We start from the raw sequence: 19,364 nt of genomic DNA, 5'->3' as shown, positions 1-19,364 counted from the left end.
GATGTGCGCGATCACTCGGTCGCAGCAGATCCGGGCCATGCCAATGGCCCACGTCTTATGGTGGCCCCGTCGGTCCCTCGCGACGCTAGATCGAAAATCCCGCCAGGGCCGGAAGGCAGCAACGGTATCGATTGATGCGGGCGCCGAGGTCAACCGGCGGGGGCACCACCCCAACTCTTCGACTGACGCCGGTCCCATTGGCCGGAACCCTGGCTTGCACACGGTCGACCGGGCAGTAAGCAGCCCGTGCCTCCTGGTGCGCTGTGCACGCACGCGCAACGCCAACCCGTCGTTGGTGCCTGCCGTGGCGACGGCGCAGGCATTCCCGCAGCGTCAGCGTCTCCTACGGCGCGATGCGGGCGCCGAGGTCAACCGGCGGGGACACCACCCTACTCTCCCTGATGCTCCGCAAACCACATGCGCCGTGGCGATGTGTGCGCCGTCGTCTTCGATCAAATCGGGGATCGAGCCACCGGCAGCAGTTCAAGCCCGACCAAGTTGCCTGCGCTCAGGCCTGCTGAGGCCTGTACCCACGAGGGTGCAACACCCGCGCATCGATCTCATTGCGACTCGGGATGCAGCCAACCCGCATCGCCTTCGAGGTAATGCTCGTGCTTCCAGATCGGCACGCGCGCCTTGACCTCGTCGATGATGAAACGGCATGCATCGAAGGCTGCGCCGCGGTGCGCCGCACTCACGCCGACCCACACCGCCATGTCGCCGATGCGCAGCTCGCCCACGCGGTGCACGCAGTGCGCGTGCACGATGGAGAACCGTTGCATCGCCTCGTCCAGCACACGCTGGCCTTCGGCCTGCGCCAGTGCGGCGTACGCCTCGTAGCGCAGCCCGGCCACAGTGCGACCCTCATTGTGATTGCGCACCCAGCCTTCGAAGCTGGCAAAGGCACCGGCATGCGGATGTTCCATCCCGCCGCGCAGATGATCGAGCGGCAACGGGACATCGGACAACGCAAACACTGCGGCCATCTGATCGCTCATGCTCAACCTCCCGACACCGGCGGAATGAACACCACTTCGCTGCCGTCGCGCAGCGCATCGTCCCAACGCGCGAACGCGCCATCCACGGCCACCCGCAATTGCGCGGGTGTCCAGCGCAGACCGTGCCGTGCATCGAGCTCGGCGTACAGGCCACGCAAGCTCTGCGCATCGGACTGCACGCGCTCGTCGGCCATGCCCGCCGCCTCGCGCAGGCTGGCGAAATACAGCACCGTCACCGTCGCAGTCATCGCGCCGCTCCGATATCGCGCTTGCCGCCGCGCTTGGAGACCAGCTTGGTCGGGCCGATGCGCATGCTGTGCGATAGCGCCTTGCACATGTCATAGACCGTCAACGCGGCCACGCTGGCACCGGTAAGCGCCTCCATTTCCACGCCGGTACGATGCACGCAACGCACCGTGCAACGGATGTCCAGCACCTGCTCGCCGGCCCAGTCGATCTCGAAACGACACGCATCGATCGGTAGCGGATGACAGAACGGAATCAGCTCGTGGGTACGCTTGACCGCCATGGTGCCGGCAATCACGGCGGTCTCCACGATGCCACCCTTGGCGCTGCGCAAGCCGTTGGCGCGCAACTGCGCGGCGACGGCAGCCGGAAAGCGCACGCGGCTTTCCGCGGTGGCGCTGCGGGCGGTGATCACCTTGTCCGAGACATCCACCATGGTGGGAAGCCCGGCATCGTCGAGGTGGGTCAGGCGTGCGGAACGGGATTTTGCAGGCATGGGAAGCGACGCGAAGACAGGCGATCAGGATGCGGCATTCTCGGTGAACGGGGTGCCTTGATGGAACAGCAACTGCCACCCCTCAGCATTCCTGCGCCATAACGGGCTGCGCAAGGCCTGCACGACCTGGTGACGGCGGTCCATCGACGGTGTGCGCAGCTGCGCCAGCACTGCGTCCTCGCTCACCCGCCGATCAAAAACATCTCGACCGGCTTGCCGCGACGCGGCGCCGACGCGCGTACTTCGCTGTAGCGGTCGCCGCGCAGACTCCAGCGCTGCCGCAGATGCGTCGCCAGCCCCTGCTCGCCATTGGCCAGGGCCGGTTTGAGGTCATGGCCCTGGCTGGCGAACAGGCAGGTGTACAGATGCCCGTCGGCCGACACGCGTGCGCGCTGGCAATCGCCACAGAACGGCACGCTGACCGAACTGACGAAGCCCACCTCGCCGGCACCATCTGCAAACGCGTGACGCTGCGCGACCTCGCCGATGTAGTTGGCATCCAGCGCCCGCAACGGCCAGCGCGCGTGGATGCGCGCATGCAGCTGCGCCGAGCTCACCACCGCGTCCGGCGTCCAGCCGTTGCAGCTACCCACGTCCATGAATTCGATGAAACGCAGCACATGCCCGCTGCCCCGGAAGTGCTCCACCAGCGGCAGCACCTGATCTTCGTTGACACCCCGCTGCACCACGCAATTGATCTTCAGCCGCTCGAACCCGGCCCGTTCGGCCGCGGCAATGCCGCCCAACACCTGGGCGATCTCACCGCGCCCACCGCTCATGCGCTTGAACAGCGCAGGGTCCAGCGCATCCATGCTCACCGTGATCCGGCGCAGACCGGCATCACGCAGCGCCTGGGCCTGCCGCGCAAGCAGGGCGCCGTTGGTGGTCAGCGCCAGGTCTTCGATGCCATCGATCACCGCCAGCCGCGCAATCAGGCTCGCCAGATCGCGGCGCAGCAGCGGCTCGCCGCCGGTCAGGCGCAGCTTGGTGACGCCGACCGACACGAACGCACGCACCAGCGTCTCCAGTTGATCGAAACTCAACCGCTGCTGTGAGTCGAAGCCGTAATCATCGGGTACGCGGTCGGCCGGCATGCAGTAGCCGCAACGGAAATTGCAGGCCTCGATCACCGACAGGCGCAGGTCGCGCAACGGGCGGCCGTAGCGGTCCTGCATGGGGGCGCCGGCCAGCGTCGGCAGCGTCAGGGCGCCCATCAGCGCACCATGGCGGCGGTCGGGTCCGCCAGCGCCAGATGTTGCCCAGGCACGGCCACGCGATGACCACGCGCGCGCAGCACGTCGCCGTCGGCATCGCTGGCGTAGTGGTACAGCAGCATGCGGCTCAACAGGTCCTGCGGGTACTCCCGCTCCAAATCGTCCACGCCAGTATGCGACGGGTTGCCGTGAACGCCGCAGTCATGCGCAATCAGCTCGTTGTCGCACGCATAACGCTTCAGCATCTCCGGGATGGGCCGGGTGTCTCCGGTCCAGACCAGCGCGCCCTGCAGGCGCAGTCCGTAGGCGGTCTCCGGCCAATGGTGGCGCACCGGAAACACCTCCAGCCGCACGCCGTCGTGCCAGAACGCATCGCCCACCGGCACCAGCTGGAACGCATCCCAGAAGTTGGCCCCACCCTCGGCCAGCACATTCGGATAATCGGCGATGCGCCGCTGCAACAACGGCACCACCGGCGCCGGCACGTACAGGCGCGTGCGCCCACGTCGTTCGGAGAAATAACTGTCCACGAACAGCCGCTCCAGCCCGCCGACATGGTCCAGATGCACGTGGGTGATGAAGACTGCCTGCGGTAGCTGGCCGTAGTGCGCCTGAAAGGCGGTGAGCCCCTCGCTCCCGCAATCGATGGTCAGCCACGGCGCGCCGGCACGCTCGAGCGTGGCCATCGGCGAACCGAGCGCCACCGCCGACGCATTGCCGACCCCCTGCACGCGCAACGCCCACTGCATCAGTAGCCCCGGCCCCAGGCCAGTTCGTAGGCGCGATGCAGGCGCTCGTAGTCCTTGTCGACCTCCTCGCGGCTGCGGTTGCCGCGCAGCTTCAGCAGCGAACGATGCAGCCGCTTGAGGTTGCGCTCGCGCCAGCGCGTGGCCGGGATACGCAGCACGCCGCGGTCGAAATCGATCAACCAGCCATGCCCGCCGGCATCGAACAGGATGTTGTGGGCGTTGAGATCGGCGTGATCCAGCCCGGCGCGATGGAAGCGCGCAATCAGCTGGCCGGTGGCCTCCCACGGCGCACCGCGCCCGGCCACCTGCGCGTGATCGGCCAGCGAGCGCACGTTTTCCAGCCGCTCCATCAACAGCGCCGCGCGGTAGCCCAGGCCTTCGCGCAGATAGCAGGCGGCCAGTGGTCGCGGTACCGGCAGCTTGCGCTTGATCAGCTCGCGCATCAGCCGGAACTCGGCAAAACTGCGCGTGCGTCCGGCGCCTTTCCACAGGTAGTGATCGCGGCTCACGCGCGCCGCCATGCCGCCACGCAGGTATTGCCGCAAGACGCTGCGACCGAACGGCGCATCCACGAACCACGCCCCGCCGCGGCCACCCTCGTCGACCGGTCGCGCCCTGTCGCCCCAGCGCTGCGGCGAAAACAGCCCGGCGTCGGCTTGCCGCAGCCGTTCGCGGTCGAACAGAATGGCACCATAGCCGCGGCCCTCGCGGTACGGCGTCAGCGCTTCGGTGGCGTCGAAAGAAACCATCTATCGAGTCTAACAACACCATGGCTGTAACGCCTGCATCGCTGTGTCTGCTGCGCTTGTCCGCCCTGGGCGACGTCACCCACGTGGTGCCGCTGGTGCGCACGCTGCAGGCGGGCTTTCCGCAGACCGCGCTGCACTGGATCATCGAAAAGGCCGGGCTGAAGTTGCTCGACGGCCTGCCCGGCGTGCATTTCCACGCTTACGACAAACGCAGCGGCGTGGCCGGCATGCGCGCGTTGCGCCAGCAGCTGGCGCCGTTGGGTCGCTTCGATGCCCTGCTGCAGATGCAGGTGGCGTTGCGCGCGAACGTGCTCTCGGCCTTCGTGCCGGCGCGCCGGCGCATCGGCTACGACCGCAGCCGCTCCAAGGACCTGCACGGCCTGTTCGTCAACGAACGCATCGCCGACCGCCCCGGCATCCACGTACTCGACGCCATCGGCAGCTTCGCCGAGCCGCTGGGCCTGCGCCAGAACCAGGTGCGCTGGGATCTGCCGGTGCCCGAGGACGCACATGCCTGGGCGCAGGCGCAGTGGCGCGACGATGGCCGCCCGGTGCTGATGATCTCGCCCTGCTCCAGCCACGTAAGGCGCAACTGGTACCCGGACCGGCATGCCGCCCTGGCCGACCATGCGGCCGCGCAGGGCTGGCGCGTCGTCCTGTGCGGCGGCCGCAGCGATCTGGAGCGCAGCACCGCCGATGCCATCATCGCCAACGCGCGCACGCCGGTGCTGGACCTGGTCGGCAAGGACACGCTCAAGCAGCTGCCCGCCCTGCTCGCCCGCGCGGACCTGGTGGTCACGCCGGATTCGGGGCCGATGCACATCGCCAATGCGATGGGCACGAAGGTGCTGGGACTGCATGCGGCCAGCAATCCGCGGCGCAGCGGCCCGTATTCGGACGTGCGCTATTGCGTGGACCGCTACGACGCGGCGGCGCGCAAGTATCTGCACACGCCGGCCGACCAGCTGCGCTGGGGCACCAAGATCGAGTTCGATGACGTGATGGCGTTGATCACCGTCGAGGACGCGATTGCCGCCTTCGAACGCTACCGCGCCGATCATCCCGGCTAGAAGGCCAAGCGCGCCTATAGGCGTCAAGGCTGCAGGCCAGACAATGCCGGCGTTCTGCCGTTTTGCGCACCGACACCGCGCGCGAACACTGGCAATCCCCCTGAAGCACAGCCACAGGCATGGCGCCGCGCCATGCTGCAATCAACCCCTGTCTGGATCGATCGCGCCAACCCACGGCAGCGCGATCGGCCGGACCAGGCCCTCAGGCCTTGCTGGCGCGATAGTCCTGGTAGGACTTCTCTTCCACGTACGACGAGCCCAGTGCCAGGTTGATCTGCTTCTTGATCCGCGCACGCTCGTCGTTTTCGATATACACGCTGCGCGCGAGCTGCACGAAGGCGTCGTCGAAGGTCTGCGCCTGCTCCTTGAGCCGGATGTCGTCCTCGATCACCCACAGCCGCTCGTTGACGGCCTTCAGTTCCGCGCGCAGGCGCACGATGTCTTGGCCGGCGGCCGGGTGCGCCATCCAGCTGGTTTCCAGCGCAGACAGCTCGTTGCGCACATTGGCCAGCTTGGCTGCATCGCTCATGCGCTCGGACTTGATCTGCAGGATCGCGATCTTGTCGAGCAGTTCACCAAAGGACACGGGCACCAGGATCTCGGACATGACAGGCCTCCAACGGGAATCGAGCGGATTGTAGTCATCGCCGCAGGCAGCGATGGCCACACATAAACAAAAGCCCCCTTGCGGGGGCTGATGCAAATCTGGCGACAGAAGGACATACCGCCGGCGAACTCACGCGGCACTGGCACACCTGCTCGCCTTAATCTGGCGGAGAGGGGGGGATTCGAACCCCCGAGGCGCTATAAACGCCTGCCTGATTTCGAGTCAGGTACATTCAACCGCTCTGCCACCTCTCCAGATGGTCCCCAGTGTCCTGGGGCCGTGCATCATACGGGCACACGGCCCCGGCCACAAGCGGCCCGGGCCGGCCCCAGGTGGCACCCTCACCGGCCGGGCGTGAACCGGCACTGCGCCGTTCGCCGGCCGCGTGTTGCTGCTGGCCGGTCGGGCCGCGATGATGGTGGCGCACCTTCTCCCTGGCGACCCGGCCCCATGCTCGAATTCGGACACCTCACCCACGTCGGCCTGCGCCGTGACCTCAACGAGGACACCTACTACGGCGACAGCGAACTGGGGTTGTGGCTGGTGGCCGATGGCATGGGGGGGCACGCCTGCGGCGAGGTCGCCAGCGCACTGGCACGCGAAACCATCGTGCGCGAAGTGCGCGCCGGCACGCCGCTGGCGCAGGCCATCCGCATCGCCGACGAGGAAATCATCAAGACCTCGCGCCGCTGCAACGACACCTTGCCGATGGGCACTACCGTGGTCGCCGCACGCGTGCTGGGCCAGCGCTTCGAAGTGGCCTGGGTCGGCGACAGCCGCGCCTATCTCTGGCGCGACGGACGCCTGGCCCAGCTGAGCCAGGACCACAGTTATGTGCAGGAACTCATCGCCCAGGGCACGCTCACCAGCGAGCAGGCGCGCGCGCATCCGCATCGCAACGTGGTGACCCAGGCGCTGGGCGTGACCGACCCGGCGCATCTCAACGTCGCCACCATGCAGGGCGAACTCAAATCCGGCATGCAGCTGCTGCTGTGCAGCGACGGGCTGACCGAGGAAGTGGACGATGCCGCGATCGCGGCAACGCTGTCGCAGGCCGATTGCAGCGCGCAGGAATGCGTGGAATGCCTGGTGGCCGCAGCGCTGGATGGCGGCGGCTCGGACAACATCACCGCCATCCTGGTGCGCAGCTACTGAGGCGCACCTCGCGCTGCCTGGGCGCTTCAACAGCCGCTTTGCAGCCTGATCCGCGCGGGGCGCGTCGGTAGCGGCTGGGCGAGCCACGCCCGAGCGCATCGCCCGCCACCCGCCTATTGCCTATCGTCGCCTAGCCGGCGACCGCAACCGCTTCGACCGGCGGATCCCATAGCGCACGCCCGGCCTTCTTGCGCAGCTGCGCCAGACGCGCCTCATGCGCCTGCGTCTCGGAGGCCGTCACCGCCACGCGCGGGCGCGGCAACAGCAACGCCGGGTCGAAGGTGATCGCATTGTCGCCATCGCTGGCATGCTGGCCGGCATCGGCGCTGGCGAAGCCGATCTCTTCCTGCCCGGAGGTCAGCGCGATGTACACATCTGCCAGGATCTGCGCATCGAGCAAGGCGCCGTGCAACTGGCGGTGCGAGTTGTCCACGCCCAGCCGTTTGCACAAGGCATCCAGCGAATTGCGCTGCCCCGGATAACGCTCGCGCGCCATCATCAAGGTGTCGACCACGGTGGCGCGGTCGATGATGCGGCCGTAGCCGTCGCCCAGCAGCGCCAGTTCGTTGTCGAGGAAGCCCAGGTCGAACGCGGCGTTGTGGATGATCAGCTCCGCGCCGTCGATATAGGCGAGAAATTCCTCCGCCACATCGGCAAACAGCGGCTTGTCGGCCAAAAATTCCAGGGTCAGCCCGGTGACTTCCTGCGCGCCGGGTTCGAAGTCGCAATCGGGTTTCAGGTAGCGATGGAAATTGTTGCCGCTCGGGCGCCGCTCCAGCAGCTCCACCGCACCGATTTCCACGACGCGGTTGCCCTTGCGCCATTCCAGGCCGGTGGTTTCTGTATCGAGAATGATCTGACGCATTGAATCCTCTTACGCGGTTGCGCTGCCACTGCGCTGGGCAATGGCCTGAGTGCGAGCGAGCACATCGACGCGTTCGTTGTCCGGGTCGCCATTGTGGCCCTTCACCCACCGCCAATCGATGCTGTGCCGCTGCGTGGCCGCATGCAGCCGCTCCCACAGTTCGCGGTTCTTGACCGGATCACCGCCTGCCGTCTTCCAGCCACGTCGCACCCAGCCGGACATCCACTCGGTGATGCCCTGTCGCACGTATTGCGAGTCGGTATGCAGCACGATCTGGCACGGCTCGGTCAGCGTTTCCAGCGCCATGATCGCGGCCATCAGCTCCATGCGGTTGTTGGTGGACACCGCTTCGCCACCGGCCAGTTCCTTCTCGCGGCCGTTGTAGCGCAACAGCGCCGCCCAACCGCCCGGACCGGGATTGCCGAGGCAGGAGCCGTCGGTATGCACTTCAATAGATTTCATCAGTTTCCAGGGTTGCAACGTGACTAGGGGTCAAATCGTGGCCACCGGCTGCGGCCAGCGCGACGGCAGCGCAATCGGGGTCGGCGCGATCGGTGCGCAGGCGCGCTTTTCCACTTCGAGCAGATACACCGCGCGCCAGGGCGCGCGACCGGGATCGGACGCGCCACGCCCGACACGCCAGATCGGCCCAAGGTAGCGCTCCGTCTCCACGGTCTGCAGGCCGGCGCGCTGCGCGAGCACGCGCCAGCGATCCGGGCGCAGCGCCACCGGGCCGCGACGCGCCCAGTGGACGCGATAAGGGCTCAACGGGTTGAGCGTGAACAACCACAGCCGGCCCCCCGGCATCAACAGGCGCTCGCACTCGGCCAGAAAATCCGCCGCCCCGCCCACCACGGCATGCTGCACCACGATGGCCTGCAGGCTCTCGGTCGGTAGCGGAAACGGCATCGCACAGCGGGCATCGCCGGCAAAACGTCCGGCATTGCGAAACAGGCGCAGGCCGCGGCCCTGCAAGCCCTCGCGCGGCGGCAGATCGCCGCTGGGCGTCACCCACAGCCAGGGTTGGGATGGGCGCGCCTGCAGCGCCTCCAACGCCAGCCGGCGCTCCAGCTGCAGCAGGCTGCGCCCCGCCCCCGTATCAAACCAGGTTGAGACACCAGCTTGACGGGAGAATGGCGTGGCAGGCATGGTCCCAATTCTATGCGACTGATCGCCCTGCCCGCATTCGACGACAACTACATCTGGGCGTTGGTCGCCGCCGATGGCCGCGCCATCGTGGTCGATCCGGGGCAGGCCGAGCCGGTGATTGCCGCCGCAGAACGCGGCGGATGGGTTCCCAGCGCCGTCTTGTTGACCCACCACCATGCCGACCATATCGGTGGCGTGGCGGCGCTGCAGGCGCGTTGGCCGCAGCTGGAGCTGTTCGGCCCCGCCGACGAGCGCATCCCTGCAACCGCCCGCCAGGTGGGCCAGGGCGAGCGGTTGCGTCTGCTGGGAACTGCATTCCAGGTGCTGGAGGTTCCCGGCCACACCCGTAGCCATATCGCCTTCGTGACCGACAGCCACCTGCTCAGTGGTGATACTCTGTTCAGCCTAGGCTGTGGGCGCATGTTCGAAGGTACCGCTCCGCAGATGTTCGACGCGTTGCAGCGCCTGGCCCGATTGCCCGGCGAAACGCTTGTGTGTTGTGGTCATGAATACACCCTGGCCAACGCGGCCTTTGCGCTGCACGTCGATCCCACCAACGCTGCCTTGCAGCGCCGTCAACAGGAAGCCCAGGCCATGCGTCAAGCAGCCCGTCCTACCCTGCCGATTTCGCTCAAGAGTGAACTGGCCACCAATCCGTTCTTACGTACCAGCCGTCCTGAAATCCGCTCTGCGGTAGCGCCACGTGCAGCCGGCCCCGTTTCCTCCGAAGTAGACGTTTTCGCCGAACTTCGGTGCTGGAAAGACGAATTTCGCGCATGAGGCGTCTTGTTTTGGCAGTGCTGGCCGCCTGTGCGGCCACCGCGCCGGCGTCTGCAGCGTCCACCGATGCCGGTCGCCCGCCATCGGCCGAGAGCTCCTCCACACCGACCAGCGCGCCCAGCATGCGAAACGGGCGCGAGATTTTTTCGTCGTTTCTGGAAGGCCGCGCCGATCCTGGCTGCGACAGCGAACATAGCGACACCCGTTGGGAACAGCATTTCTCGCGCGCGCCCGCGCGTTTGGCCGACGACGCACAGGATGTCCTGCCGTTGTTCGGCTATGTCGTCGACGAGCTGCGTGCCGCCGACATGCCCACCGAATTTGCGCTGATCCCGTTCGTCGAAAGTGGCTACCGCCCCGGCGCGCGCAACGGCAGCGGCCCGGCCGGACTCTGGCAATTCATCGCCACCACGGCCCGCAACCACCATGTTCCGGTCGGCGCGCAGTACGACGGCCGCCTGTCGGCGGTGGATTCCACCACGGCGGCGGTGCGCTACCTCAAGACGCTGTACGGCATGTTCGGCGGCGACTGGCGACTGGCACTGATGGCCTACAACGCCGGCGAGTACCGGGTGTTGCAGGCAATGCGCAGCGCCGGGATGAATGCCCAGAACGCGCGTCCATCTGAATTGCCGGGCATGTCCAAGGTCACCTACGACTACGTCGAAAAACTGCATGCGCTGGCCTGCGTCCTCGATCATGCGCAGCAGCAGGGCAATCTGTTGACGTCCCTGGACCGCCAGGTCCCGGTCCTGACCGAACACGCGCTGCCTGCCGGTACCAGCCTCAACGCCTGGGCCGGGCAACGCACGATCGAACCGCAGCTGCTGGCCCGCCTCAACCCCGCCGTGGCAAGCGCTCGTGCCGCCCCCACGGGTGTGCACGTGCTTGCGCCCGTTGCACCGGCGCAGCCTGGGTCCAGCGGAGCAGTTGTCGCCACCGCATCCCCGACGACCGATACGGACGCCGGCATTAGCGCACCGGCAGCAACAGCGGCCAGTGGCGCCACTGCCAAATCCTCCAAAGCGCCTGCCAGGACCCACACCGTCCGCAGTGGAGAATCGGCCTGGGCCATCGCACGCCGCTACGGCATCACGGTCGCCACCCTGCTCGCCAGCAACGGCCTGGACAAGCGCGCCGTCCTCAAGCCGGGCATGGTGCTGTCGTTCAACGATACGCCCTGACGTCCACAGAGGTCGTCGCACCCAATCGTTCCCGGTGGCCCAGCGCATCGGCACACGCCCTCCGAACCGCCCACCTTGCCTACCTCCGTAGGAGCGGCATCGCGTAGGCAGTCCTGTTCTGCGCGAATTTCTCGGCCGCAAAGCGCCCACCATTGGCGCCGCGTCGCCGGTGCGCAGCGGTTGTCTGATTCCGCCTTTCGAAATCGTGCGCGTAGGGCTCTGCGCACGAATTTGCCCAGACCCGTGAGCGCACTACCGCGCTCACGGCTATCCGGGCATGCAGTTACAGGCAAGAAAAAGCCCGGTTGCCCGGGCTCGTTCCTGACCGCAATCGACCGCGCGGCGTTACAGCTGCGCTTCTTCGATCTGGATCTTGTACCGCTTGCGCATTTGCTTGACGTAGGCCTGCGCCGCGTTGTTTCCGTCGATCTGGCTCAGCTGCTCGCGCAGCATCGTCTGCTGCTCGACCGGCATCTGCTTCAAGTCGCCCGGCGTGGCCTTGCTGATGACGAACACCGCAAAGCGCCCGCCATCCAGCTCCACCTTGCCCACCGACGGCTTACCCTCGCTCGGGCGAGGAGCGCTGAAAATTGCGCGGTTTGCGGCAGGCGTCGGAATTGGTGCAGTACGCGGCAGCCCCGGGATCGGCTGCAGCTGCAGCTTCTCGCTCTCCGCCAGCGCCTGCAGCGTTTCGCCCTTCTGCACGCGGGCCAGTAATGCGTCTGCAGCGGCGGCAGCGGCCTTCTCGGTGCGATCCGCATGCACGGCGGCAATCACCTTGTCGCGCACCTTGTCCAACGGCAACGCCTGTTCGGCGGTGTGGTTGGTCACGCGCAGCACCACGCTGTGGTTGGGCGCGATGGTGATCGGATCGCTCACCGTCCCGTCCTGCACCAGCGTTTCGGAAAATGCCGAGCGCAGCACCGCCGGATTGGCGGCAATGCCGCTGGCAGTGGCCCGCGAGAACGGGCCCAGGGTCTGTACCGGCAAACCGACCTGCTTTGCGGCCGGCTCCAAGGCGGTGGGGTTCTTGTAGATCTGATCCACCAGCTTGCCGCTGACATCGGCAAATGCCTTGTCCGCATCGGCCTTGAGTTGCTCGGCCGCAAGCTGGTCGCGGACCTGCTCGAACGACTTGCCCTGCCCGCCCTTGACCTCGCGCAACTGGATCACGTGATAGCCGAATTCGCTCTTGATCGGCCCGACCACCTCGCCCGCCTTCATCGAGAACAGCGCATCTTCGAACGGCTTGACCATCGTGCCCTTCTCGACCCAGCCCAGATCGCCACCGGCATTCTTGGAGCCAGGATCCTGCGAGTTGGCCTTGGCCAACGCGGCGAAGTCGGCGCCTGGCTGCTTGGCCTCGGCAGCCAGCTTGGCAGCCTTTGCTTCTGCTGCCTTCTGCGCAGCAGCATCGCTGCCGGCAGTGATCAGGATATGCGACGCCAGACGCTGATCCGGCTCGACAAAGCGCGCCTTCTCTTCCTCGTAGCGCTTGCGCAGCGTGGCTTCATCGGCCGCCGTGACCGGCGGCATCGTGGCGGCGTTGAGCTCCACGTATTCGATGCTCACCATCTCCGGCTGACGGAAATCCTGCGTGTGCGCGTCATACCACTGCTTGATCTGCGCATCGCTGACCGGGGCAGTGTCGGCCGCCGGCGCCGGCAACATCGCCAGCTCCACGTCACGCGTTTCGCCCATCAGCTTGAGCAGACGCTCGAACTCGGTCTTGGTCGCAAAACCCGATTCGGCCACGGCCTGCGGAATCACCGATTGCTGCAGGCTGTCGCGCACCAACGCATCGAACTGCGCAGGCGTGCGCGGCGGCGTACCTTGCGCCAGGGCGGCGCGGTACTGATCCGGGCTGAACTTGCCATCGACCTGGAACGCCTGGATGTTGCTGATGTAATCGCGCACCGTCGCATCGCCGATCACGATGCCGGCATCTTCTGCACCAAGCCGCACCACTTGCTCGTCTACCAACTGGTCGAGCACCTGCAGCTTGTTTTCGCGGGACTCGAAGGTGCGCGGGTCGAAGTTTTCGCCCTGACGCTGACGCTCCTGCATCCGCGCCTGCTCGAAACGCGTGCGGAAATCCTGCGTGCTGATTTCATGGTGCTGCCAAAGCAGCGAGACCGGCCACCACGTCGGCGCTGACTTCCACCAGGTCGGTGGCGCCTGCACCTTGGCGACGTTATTGGCGCCAATGCCGCCCAGGTAGCTGTTGTCGATGACGAACAGGAACGGAATCATCAGCAACCCCAGGATGGCGGTGGCGATCCAGCCTGACGTCTTGTCGCGAAGTTTCTGCAGCATTGGCAAATCACGGCCTGTGGGCGAGCCGCGCAGTGTAACCCGCCTGACGCCACGCACCCAGCCCGGCGCCCGTCACTGCGCGATCGCAGTGCAAAAACAGCGGGGCCGGAGGGATGCAGGCGCATTCGGTGTATCCAGACGGGCGCGCGCACCGCGTCGTCGAACGCCGCTACCGCCGATTTTCCACACGCAGCACGCCACACCATCTGGCCAGGAGCACCGCCCGCAAGCCAAAAAAAAGCCCCCGGCACACGGCCAGGGGCTTTGGTGTAACTGGCGGAGCGGACGGGACTCGAACCCGCGACCTCCGGCGTGACAGGCCAGCATTCTAACCAGCTGAACTACCGCTCCGCTTTGAACTTGGACATCTACCCCACCACATGCGCAGCACGCATGTCGTGGAGAAAACAAAGCCCCCAATCGCTCAGGGGCTTTGGTGTAACTGGCGGAGCGGACGGGACTCGAACCCGCGACCTCCGGCGTGACAGGCCAGCATTCTAACCAGCTGAACTACCGCTCCGCGCTTGAAACTTTTGCCTGGTGCTTAGTGGTGGGTGCTGAGGGTTTCGAACCCCCGACCCTCTCCGTGTAAGGGAGACGCTCTACCGCTGAGCTAAGCACCCTAGCGAGTCGATTAGTTTACTGCATCCTTCAGGGCTTTACCAGCCTTGAATGCAGGATTCTTCGAAGCGGCGATCTTGATGCTGTCGCCCGTCTTCGGATTGCGGCCGGTACGCTCAGCGCGCTCGCGGACCTGGAAGGTGCCGAAGCCAACGAGGGTGACGGCGTCGCCCTTCTTCAGCGCCTTGGTGATTTCGCTCACAACCGCGTCGACAGCACGGCCAGCTTCAGCCTTGGAGATGTCAGCGGCAGCGGCAACGCCATCGATCAATTCGGTTTTATTCATTCTTGAAACTCCCTTTGCGGCAGACGCCGCGGAATCGACAATCGGCGCTCTTGCCGTTGGCGAAGAACCCGACACAAGTGGTATCGCGTGACGCATCACATTTTGCCGCGCCCACGAGTCGTGCATTTATACCAGCGCCCCCAACAGCACGCAAGCCAAAACCCAATAACGACGCGGGTTTTGGCTTGTTTAGGGACGTCTCAGACAGCGCACGTTAGTGCTTGACGCGGGTTCCCGGGGTGGTGCGCGACTTGCCGCGGACGGCCACGCGCGAAGCAGTCTTGCGCGCCTTTTCCTTGCCAGCCTTCTTCGGCGCCAGCGGGCGTTCCAGCGCCAGATCCAGCACCTCGTCGATCCACTTCACCGGCACGATCTTCAGATCGCGGGTGACGTTGGCCGGGATGTCGGCCAGGTCCTTGCGGTTCTCGTCCGGGATCAGCACGGTGCGGATACCGCCGCGCAATGCCGCCAGCAACTTTTCCTTCAACCCGCCGATCGCCGAAACGCGCCCACGCAAGGTGATTTCGCCAGTCATCGCCACATCGGCGCGGATCGGCACGCGGGTCAGGATCGACACCAGCGAGGTCACCATCGCGATACCGGCGCTGGGACCATCCTTCGGCGTCGCGCCATCGGGCACGTGCACGTGCACGTCCTGCTTCTGCAGGAAATCCACATCGATGCCCAACCGCTCGGCGCGCGAACGCACCACCGACAGGGCTGCCGATGCGGATTCCTTCATGACGTTGCCGAGCTGACCGGTGAGGATCAGGTTGCCCTTGCCCGGCACCAGCGTGGATTCGACCTGCAACAGCTCGCCGCCCACTTCGGTCCACGCCAGGCCGGTCACCAGACCGATCTCGTTTTCCTCTTCGGCACGGCCGAAGTCGAAGCGACGCACGCCCAGGTACTTGTCGAGATTCTTCGAGGCCACCGTCACCAGCGCCTTCGGCTTGCCCTTCTTGGCAACCGCTTTCTTGGCCGCCGGCTGCGGGCCGGCCAGCGCGATTTCCTTCACCACCTTGCGGCAGATCTTGGCGATCTCGCGCTCGAGATTACGCACGCCCGATTCGCGCGTGTAATAGCGCACGACGTCCTGGATGGCGTCGCCACCGATCTCGATCTCTTCCGGCTTCAAGCCGTTGGCCTTGATCTGCTTGGGCACCAGGTAGCGCATGGCGATGTTGAGCTTTTCGTCCTCGGTGTAGCCGGGGATACGGATGACCTCCATGCGGTCCAGCAGCGGGCCGGGGATATTGAGCGAGTTGGAGGTGGCGACGAACATCACCTCCGACAGGTCCAGGTCCACTTCCAGGTAGTGGTCGTTGAAGGAGTTGTTCTGCTCCGGATCGAGCACCTCCAGCAACGCCGACGACGGATCGCCGCGGAAGTCCATCGACATCTTGTCGATCTCGTCCAGCAGGAACAGCGGATTCTTGCTGCCCACCTTGTTGAGGTTCTGCACCAGGCGGCCGGGCATGGACCCGACGTAGGTCCGGCGATGGCCGCGGATCTCGGCCTCGTCGCGGATGCCGCCCAGGCTCATGCGCACGAACTTGCGATTGGTCGCCTTGGCGATCGACTGCCCGAGCGAGGTCTTGCCCACGCCCGGCGGCCCGACCAGGCACAGGATCGGCCCCTTCATCTGCTTCACGCGCGACTGCACTGCGAGGTATTCGAGGATGCGTTCCTTGACCTTGTCCAGGCCATAGTGATCGGCATCCAGGGTGTCTTCGGCCACCTTCAGATCCTTGCGGACCTTGGTGCGCTTTTTCCACGGCACGCCCAGCAACCAGTCCAGATAGTTGCGCACCACCGCCGCTTCGGCGGACATCGGCGACATCTGCTTGAGCTTGTTGAGTTCGGCCTTGGCCTTGGTTTCCACCGGCTTGGGCATGCCCGACTCGGCGATCTTGCGGGCCAGTTCTTCCAGCTCGCCCGGCGCATCGTCCAGGTCGCCCAGTTCCTTCTGGATCGCCTTCATCTGCTCGTTGAGGTAATACTCGCGCTGGCTCTTTTCCATCTGCGACTTCACGCGGCCGCGGATGCGTTTTTCCAGCTGCTGCACGTCGATTTCGCCGTCCACCAGGCCGACCAGCAGCTCCAGCCGCTCGCCGATGTCGGTGATCTCCAGCAGGCGCTGCTTGTCGGCCAGGCGCACACCGATATGCGCGGCAATGGTATCGGCCAGGCGACCCGGCTCGTCGATGCCGGCCAGGGTCTGCAACAGCTCTGGCGGCAGCTTGCGGTTGGTCTTGACGTACTGCTCGAACAGCGACATCAGCGAACGGGCGATCGCTTCCACTTCGCGTGGCTCGCGCGCATCGCTGGCCTCCACTTCGATGCCCTGGCCTTGCAACGCGCCGTCCAGCTCGACCACCTTGTCGACGGTGACGCGCGACAGTCCTTCGACCAGCACCTTGATGGTGCCATCGGGAAGCTTCAGCAATTGCAGCACCTGTGCCAGGGTGCCAACGGTATACAGATCGGCCGCCGCGGGGTCGTCGGTCTCGGCCGATTTCTGCGCCACCAGCAGGATGCGCTTGTCCGCCTCCATGGCCTTTTCCAGCGCGCGCATCGACTTGTCACGGCCGACGAACAGCGGGATCACCATGTGCGGAAACACCACCACGTCGCGCAGCGGCAACACCGGCAGATCGAGAACTTCTGGTTGGGACTGGGCCATGGGGCGCTCCGCAGGAATGGGGATTTGGGGGGCAATAAAAAGCCGATGGCCCCGTTATGGGGCCATCGGCTGGGCGTTGCAAGTAGCGCTCGGAAAGCCTTTAGCCGCCAGCGAGGACAGAGCCTGGCTGGCCAGCTGGCAGGGCTCAGTCCCCGGACGCGGCCTTGGCCGGTGCCGGTTGCGCCTGGTAGATCAGATACGGCTCGGATTTGTGCTCGATCACCGACTCATCGACCACCACCTTGCTGACGTTTTCCTGCGACGGCAGTTCGTACATGGTGTCCAGCAGCACCGATTCGACGATGGTGCGCAGGCCGCGGGCGCCGGTCTTGCGCTTGAGCGCCTTCTTGGCGATCGCCGACAACGCGTCGGGACGGAACTCCAGCTCCACGCCTTCCATGTCGAACAGCTTTCTGAACTGCTTGGTGATGGCGTTCTTGGGCTCGGTCAGGATCTTGATCAGCGCCGGCTCATCCAGCTCTTCCAGCGTGGCGACCACCGGCAGGCGACCGACAAATTCCGGAATCAGGCCGAACTTGATCAGATCTTCCGGCTCGACTTCAGCCAGGATCTTGCCCACTTCCTGCTTGCGCTCGCTGCTCTTGACCTTGGCACCGAAGCCAATGCCGCCGGCATCGTTGGAGCGCTGCTGAATCACCTTGTCCAGGCCGGCGAACGCGCCGCCGCAGATGAACAGGATGTTCTTGGTGTCCACCTGCAGGAATTCCTGCTGCGGATGCTTGCGACCGCCCTGCGGCGGAACCGACGCCACCGTGCCTTCGATCAGCTTCAACAGCGCCTGCTGCACGCCTTCGCCAGACACATCGCGGGTGATCGACGGGTTCTCGCTCTTGCGCGAGATCTTGTCGATTTCGTCGATGTAAACGATGCCCTGCTGCGCCTTCTCGACGTCGTAGTCGCACTTCTGCAGCAGCTTCTGGATGATGTTTTCCACGTCCTCGCCGACATAGCCGGCTTCGGTGAGCGTGGTGGCGTCGGCGATGGTGAACGGCACATTGAGCAGGCGTGCCAGCGTTTCGGCCAGCAGCGTCTTGCCCGAACCGGTCGGGCCGACCAGCAGGATGTTGGATTTCGCCAGCTCGACGTCGTCGTTCTTGCTGCGGCTCTCGATACGCTTGTAGTGGTTGTACACCGCCACCGCGAGCGTGCGCTTGGCGCGCAGCTGCCCGATCACGTATTGATCCAACACCTCGAGGATCTCGCGCGGCTTGGGCAGGCTGGACCGTGCCGACTGCGCCTTTTCTTCGAGTTCCTCGCGGATGATGTCATTGCACAGCTCAACGCACTCATCGCAAATGAATACGCTAGGACCGGCAATCAGCTTGCGGACCTCATGCTGACTCTTACCGCAGAACGAGCAGTAGAGAATCTTGTTGCTGTCGCCGGAACGACCTTGGCGGTCTTCGCTCATGCTTCTGTTACCCAGTTACCCCACCCGATGCACGGGGGTTCGATTTCGAGAATAGCACAGGGCCGGGAGGACATTCGCCCTGCCCGACCCTGCCGGATTTTCCTGCAATTTCAGCGACCTGGCGATCAAGACGGCTGGATCGACTCTTCCGGACGGCGCTCCAGCACCTGATCCACCAGACCATAGGCCTGGGCATCGACGGCGCTCTTGAAGTTGTCGCGCTCGGTGTCGCGCGCGATGGTCTCCAGCGACTGGCCGGTGTGCTTGGCAAGGATCTCGTTCAGGCGCGAACGCAGGGTCAGGATCTCGCGGGCATGGATGTCGATATCGGTCGCCTGGCCCTGGAAGCCGCCCAGCGGCTGGTGGATCATCACGCGCGAATTCGGCAGCGCGTAGCGCTTGCCGGCCGCACCCGATGCCAGCAGCAGCGCGCCCATGGAGGCCGCCTGGCCGACGCAGATGGTGCTGACGTCCGGCTTGATGTACTGCATGGTGTCGTAGATCGCCATGCCGGCGGTGACCACGCCGCCGGGCGAATTGATGTAGATGCTGATGTCCTTTTCCGGGTTGTCAGCTTCCAGGAACAGCAGCTGGGCCACGATCACGTTGGCCATATGGTCGTCGATGGGACCGACCAGGAAGATCAGACGCTCCTTCAGCAGACGCGAGTAGATGTCGTACGCACGCTCGCCACGGCTGGTCTGCTCGACCACCATGGGCACCAGGTTCAGGGCTTTGGTCACAATGCTCATCAGTCTTCC

The 19,364-nt window shown here is 65.5% G+C and carries 20 protein-coding genes, 4 tRNA genes and 1 other RNA gene; 5 read left to right on the top strand and 20 right to left on the bottom strand.

Annotated features, from left to right (window positions below; genetic code table 11):
• The first annotated feature begins 66 nt into the window (after positions 1 to 66).
• An RNA gene (gene ffs, locus HG421_RS03835) (signal recognition particle sRNA small type) lies at positions 67 to 163 on the top strand.
• Between the two features lie 397 nt (positions 164 to 560).
• On the opposite strand, the gene HG421_RS03830 is transcribed toward ffs, so the two are convergent.
• Genes HG421_RS03830 through HG421_RS03800 form a run of 7 tightly spaced genes read right to left on the bottom strand, consistent with a single transcriptional unit; the run spans position 561 to position 4,452 of the window.
• Positions 561 to 1,004 carry a molybdenum cofactor biosynthesis protein MoaE gene (locus HG421_RS03830; RefSeq protein ID WP_169705290.1) on the bottom strand — a complete coding sequence of 148 codons (444 nt, stop codon included), beginning with the start codon at positions 1,002 to 1,004 and terminating at the stop codon, positions 561 to 563.
• Complete coding sequence (locus HG421_RS03825; RefSeq protein WP_169705289.1) at positions 1,001 to 1,246, bottom strand: MoaD/ThiS family protein; 246 nt, start codon at positions 1,244 to 1,246, stop codon at positions 1,001 to 1,003. Before HG421_RS03825 ends, HG421_RS03830 begins: the two co-directional genes overlap by 4 nt.
• Complete coding sequence (gene moaC, locus HG421_RS03820; RefSeq protein WP_169705288.1) at positions 1,243 to 1,740, bottom strand: cyclic pyranopterin monophosphate synthase MoaC; 498 nt, start codon at positions 1,738 to 1,740, stop codon at positions 1,243 to 1,245. The genes HG421_RS03825 and moaC overlap by 4 nt, the downstream gene beginning before the upstream one ends.
• Before the next feature lie 24 nt (positions 1,741 to 1,764).
• Complete coding sequence (locus tag HG421_RS03815) at positions 1,765 to 1,926, bottom strand: hypothetical protein (RefSeq protein ID WP_168968095.1); 162 nt, start codon at positions 1,924 to 1,926, stop codon at positions 1,765 to 1,767.
• A complete protein-coding gene (gene moaA, locus HG421_RS03810; protein WP_169705287.1) occupies positions 1,923 to 2,954 on the bottom strand; it encodes a GTP 3',8-cyclase MoaA in 1,032 nt (343 codons plus the stop codon). Before moaA ends, HG421_RS03815 begins: the two co-directional genes overlap by 4 nt.
• Positions 2,954 to 3,703, bottom strand: a complete 750-nt coding sequence (locus HG421_RS03805) for an MBL fold metallo-hydrolase (protein WP_169705286.1) — start codon at positions 3,701 to 3,703, stop codon at positions 2,954 to 2,956. Before HG421_RS03805 ends, moaA begins: the two co-directional genes overlap by 1 nt.
• On the bottom strand, positions 3,703 to 4,452 hold the full coding sequence (locus tag HG421_RS03800; RefSeq protein WP_169705285.1) for a 3-deoxy-D-manno-octulosonic acid kinase: 750 nt from the start codon (positions 4,450 to 4,452) through the stop codon (positions 3,703 to 3,705). The genes HG421_RS03805 and HG421_RS03800 overlap by 1 nt, the downstream gene beginning before the upstream one ends.
• A gap of 20 nt (positions 4,453 to 4,472) precedes the next feature.
• Between HG421_RS03800 and HG421_RS03795 the strand changes: the two genes are divergently transcribed.
• Positions 4,473 to 5,522 (top strand): glycosyltransferase family 9 protein, encoded by a 1,050-nt coding sequence (locus HG421_RS03795; RefSeq protein ID WP_169705284.1) that lies wholly within the window; start codon positions 4,473 to 4,475, stop codon positions 5,520 to 5,522.
• Between the two features lie 202 nt (positions 5,523 to 5,724).
• Here the strand turns inward: HG421_RS03795 and HG421_RS03790 are convergent, their stop codons facing one another.
• Positions 5,725 to 6,129, bottom strand: a complete 405-nt coding sequence (locus tag HG421_RS03790; RefSeq protein WP_169705283.1) for a DUF6165 family protein — start codon at positions 6,127 to 6,129, stop codon at positions 5,725 to 5,727.
• Positions 6,130 to 6,292: 163 nt separating this feature from the next.
• A tRNA-Ser gene (locus tag HG421_RS03785) sits at positions 6,293 to 6,383 on the bottom strand.
• A 196-nt stretch (positions 6,384 to 6,579) separates the two neighbouring features.
• On the opposite strand from HG421_RS03785, the gene HG421_RS03780 reads away from it, so the two are divergent.
• Entirely contained in the window at positions 6,580 to 7,284 is a 705-nt protein-coding gene (locus HG421_RS03780) for a PP2C family protein-serine/threonine phosphatase (protein WP_104539788.1), read from the top strand.
• 130 nt (positions 7,285 to 7,414) lie between these two features.
• Here the strand turns inward: HG421_RS03780 and dnaQ are convergent, their stop codons facing one another.
• Genes dnaQ through HG421_RS03765 form a run of 3 tightly spaced genes read right to left on the bottom strand, consistent with a single transcriptional unit; the run spans position 7,415 to position 9,298 of the window.
• Complete coding sequence (gene dnaQ, locus HG421_RS03775; protein WP_169705282.1) at positions 7,415 to 8,149, bottom strand: DNA polymerase III subunit epsilon; 735 nt, start codon at positions 8,147 to 8,149, stop codon at positions 7,415 to 7,417.
• 9 nt (positions 8,150 to 8,158) lie between these two features.
• On the bottom strand, positions 8,159 to 8,611 hold the full coding sequence (rnhA, locus tag HG421_RS03770; RefSeq protein ID WP_169705281.1) for a ribonuclease HI: 453 nt from the start codon (positions 8,609 to 8,611) through the stop codon (positions 8,159 to 8,161).
• 30 nt (positions 8,612 to 8,641) lie between these two features.
• Entirely contained in the window at positions 8,642 to 9,298 is a 657-nt protein-coding gene (locus HG421_RS03765) for a hypothetical protein (protein WP_169705280.1), read from the bottom strand.
• Positions 9,299 to 9,310: 12 nt separating this feature from the next.
• On the opposite strand from HG421_RS03765, the gene gloB reads away from it, so the two are divergent.
• Together gloB and HG421_RS03755 are read left to right on the top strand one after the other, a co-directional pair.
• Positions 9,311 to 10,078, top strand: a complete 768-nt coding sequence (gene gloB, locus HG421_RS03760; RefSeq protein ID WP_169708075.1) for a hydroxyacylglutathione hydrolase — start codon at positions 9,311 to 9,313, stop codon at positions 10,076 to 10,078.
• A complete protein-coding gene (locus HG421_RS03755) occupies positions 10,075 to 11,262 on the top strand; it encodes a lytic transglycosylase domain-containing protein (RefSeq protein ID WP_169705279.1) in 1,188 nt (395 codons plus the stop codon). The genes gloB and HG421_RS03755 overlap by 4 nt, the downstream gene beginning before the upstream one ends.
• Before the next feature lie 345 nt (positions 11,263 to 11,607).
• On the opposite strand, the gene HG421_RS03750 is transcribed toward HG421_RS03755, so the two are convergent.
• The 8 genes from HG421_RS03750 to clpP all read right to left on the bottom strand — a co-directional run bounded on the left by HG421_RS03750 (position 11,608) and on the right by clpP (position 19,355).
• Positions 11,608 to 13,578: a peptidyl-prolyl cis-trans isomerase gene (locus tag HG421_RS03750; protein ID WP_169705278.1), complete on the bottom strand. Its 1,971-nt coding sequence runs from the start codon at positions 13,576 to 13,578 to the stop codon at positions 11,608 to 11,610.
• Between the two features lie 274 nt (positions 13,579 to 13,852).
• Positions 13,853 to 13,929: transfer RNA gene (locus HG421_RS03745), tRNA-Asp, on the bottom strand.
• Positions 13,930 to 14,021: 92 nt separating this feature from the next.
• Positions 14,022 to 14,098, bottom strand: a tRNA-Asp gene (locus tag HG421_RS03740).
• Positions 14,099 to 14,126: 28 nt separating this feature from the next.
• Positions 14,127 to 14,201: transfer RNA gene (locus HG421_RS03735), tRNA-Val, on the bottom strand.
• Between the two features lie 11 nt (positions 14,202 to 14,212).
• Positions 14,213 to 14,485 carry an HU family DNA-binding protein gene (locus HG421_RS03730; RefSeq protein ID WP_002806049.1) on the bottom strand — a complete coding sequence of 91 codons (273 nt, stop codon included), beginning with the start codon at positions 14,483 to 14,485 and terminating at the stop codon, positions 14,213 to 14,215.
• Between the two features lie 214 nt (positions 14,486 to 14,699).
• A complete protein-coding gene (gene lon / locus HG421_RS03725; RefSeq protein ID WP_169705277.1) occupies positions 14,700 to 17,171 on the bottom strand; it encodes an endopeptidase La in 2,472 nt (823 codons plus the stop codon).
• A gap of 145 nt (positions 17,172 to 17,316) precedes the next feature.
• Complete coding sequence (gene clpX, locus HG421_RS03720) at positions 17,317 to 18,603, bottom strand: ATP-dependent Clp protease ATP-binding subunit ClpX (RefSeq protein ID WP_005920420.1); 1,287 nt, start codon at positions 18,601 to 18,603, stop codon at positions 17,317 to 17,319.
• Between the two features lie 125 nt (positions 18,604 to 18,728).
• Positions 18,729 to 19,355 carry an ATP-dependent Clp endopeptidase proteolytic subunit ClpP gene (gene clpP / locus HG421_RS03715; RefSeq protein WP_002806026.1) on the bottom strand — a complete coding sequence of 209 codons (627 nt, stop codon included), beginning with the start codon at positions 19,353 to 19,355 and terminating at the stop codon, positions 18,729 to 18,731.
• Between the last annotated feature and the right edge of the window lie 9 nt (positions 19,356 to 19,364).

The organism is Xanthomonas campestris pv. badrii (assembly GCF_012848175.1).
GTDB classification, from domain to species: Bacteria; Pseudomonadota; Gammaproteobacteria; order Xanthomonadales; family Xanthomonadaceae; genus Xanthomonas; species Xanthomonas campestris_C.
This window is presented reverse-complemented; position numbering and strand designations above follow the sequence as displayed.

Bases quoted from the DNA above. Each gene is read 5' to 3' on its own strand.
- moaA (WP_169705287.1), bottom strand. From the start codon at position 2,954: ATGGGCGCCCTGACGCTGCCGACGCTGGCCGGCGCCCCCATGCAGGAC.
- lon (WP_169705277.1), bottom strand. From the start codon at position 17,171: ATGGCCCAGTCCCAACCAGAAGTTCTCGATCTGCCGGTGTTGCCGCTG.
- HG421_RS03825 (WP_169705289.1), bottom strand. From the start codon at position 1,246: ATGACTGCGACGGTGACGGTGCTGTATTTCGCCAGCCTGCGCGAGGCG.
- clpP (WP_002806026.1), bottom strand. From the start codon at position 19,355: ATGAGCATTGTGACCAAAGCCCTGAACCTGGTGCCCATGGTGGTCGAG.
- HG421_RS03780 (WP_104539788.1), top strand. From the start codon at position 6,580: ATGCTCGAATTCGGACACCTCACCCACGTCGGCCTGCGCCGTGACCTC.
- moaC (WP_169705288.1), bottom strand. From the start codon at position 1,740: ATGCCTGCAAAATCCCGTTCCGCACGCCTGACCCACCTCGACGATGCC.
- HG421_RS03755 (WP_169705279.1), top strand. From the start codon at position 10,075: ATGAGGCGTCTTGTTTTGGCAGTGCTGGCCGCCTGTGCGGCCACCGCG.
- rnhA (WP_169705281.1), bottom strand. From the start codon at position 8,611: ATGAAATCTATTGAAGTGCATACCGACGGCTCCTGCCTCGGCAATCCC.
- HG421_RS03805 (WP_169705286.1), bottom strand. From the start codon at position 3,703: ATGCAGTGGGCGTTGCGCGTGCAGGGGGTCGGCAATGCGTCGGCGGTG.
- HG421_RS03765 (WP_169705280.1), bottom strand. From the start codon at position 9,298: ATGCCTGCCACGCCATTCTCCCGTCAAGCTGGTGTCTCAACCTGGTTT.
- HG421_RS03800 (WP_169705285.1), bottom strand. From the start codon at position 4,452: ATGGTTTCTTTCGACGCCACCGAAGCGCTGACGCCGTACCGCGAGGGC.
- clpX (WP_005920420.1), bottom strand. From the start codon at position 18,603: ATGAGCGAAGACCGCCAAGGTCGTTCCGGCGACAGCAACAAGATTCTC.
- HG421_RS03795 (WP_169705284.1), top strand. From the start codon at position 4,473: ATGGCTGTAACGCCTGCATCGCTGTGTCTGCTGCGCTTGTCCGCCCTG.
- HG421_RS03790 (WP_169705283.1), bottom strand. From the start codon at position 6,129: ATGTCCGAGATCCTGGTGCCCGTGTCCTTTGGTGAACTGCTCGACAAG.
- HG421_RS03750 (WP_169705278.1), bottom strand. From the start codon at position 13,578: ATGCTGCAGAAACTTCGCGACAAGACGTCAGGCTGGATCGCCACCGCC.
- dnaQ (WP_169705282.1), bottom strand. From the start codon at position 8,149: ATGCGTCAGATCATTCTCGATACAGAAACCACCGGCCTGGAATGGCGC.
- gloB (WP_169708075.1), top strand. From the start codon at position 9,311: ATGCGACTGATCGCCCTGCCCGCATTCGACGACAACTACATCTGGGCG.
- HG421_RS03730 (WP_002806049.1), bottom strand. From the start codon at position 14,485: ATGAATAAAACCGAATTGATCGATGGCGTTGCCGCTGCCGCTGACATC.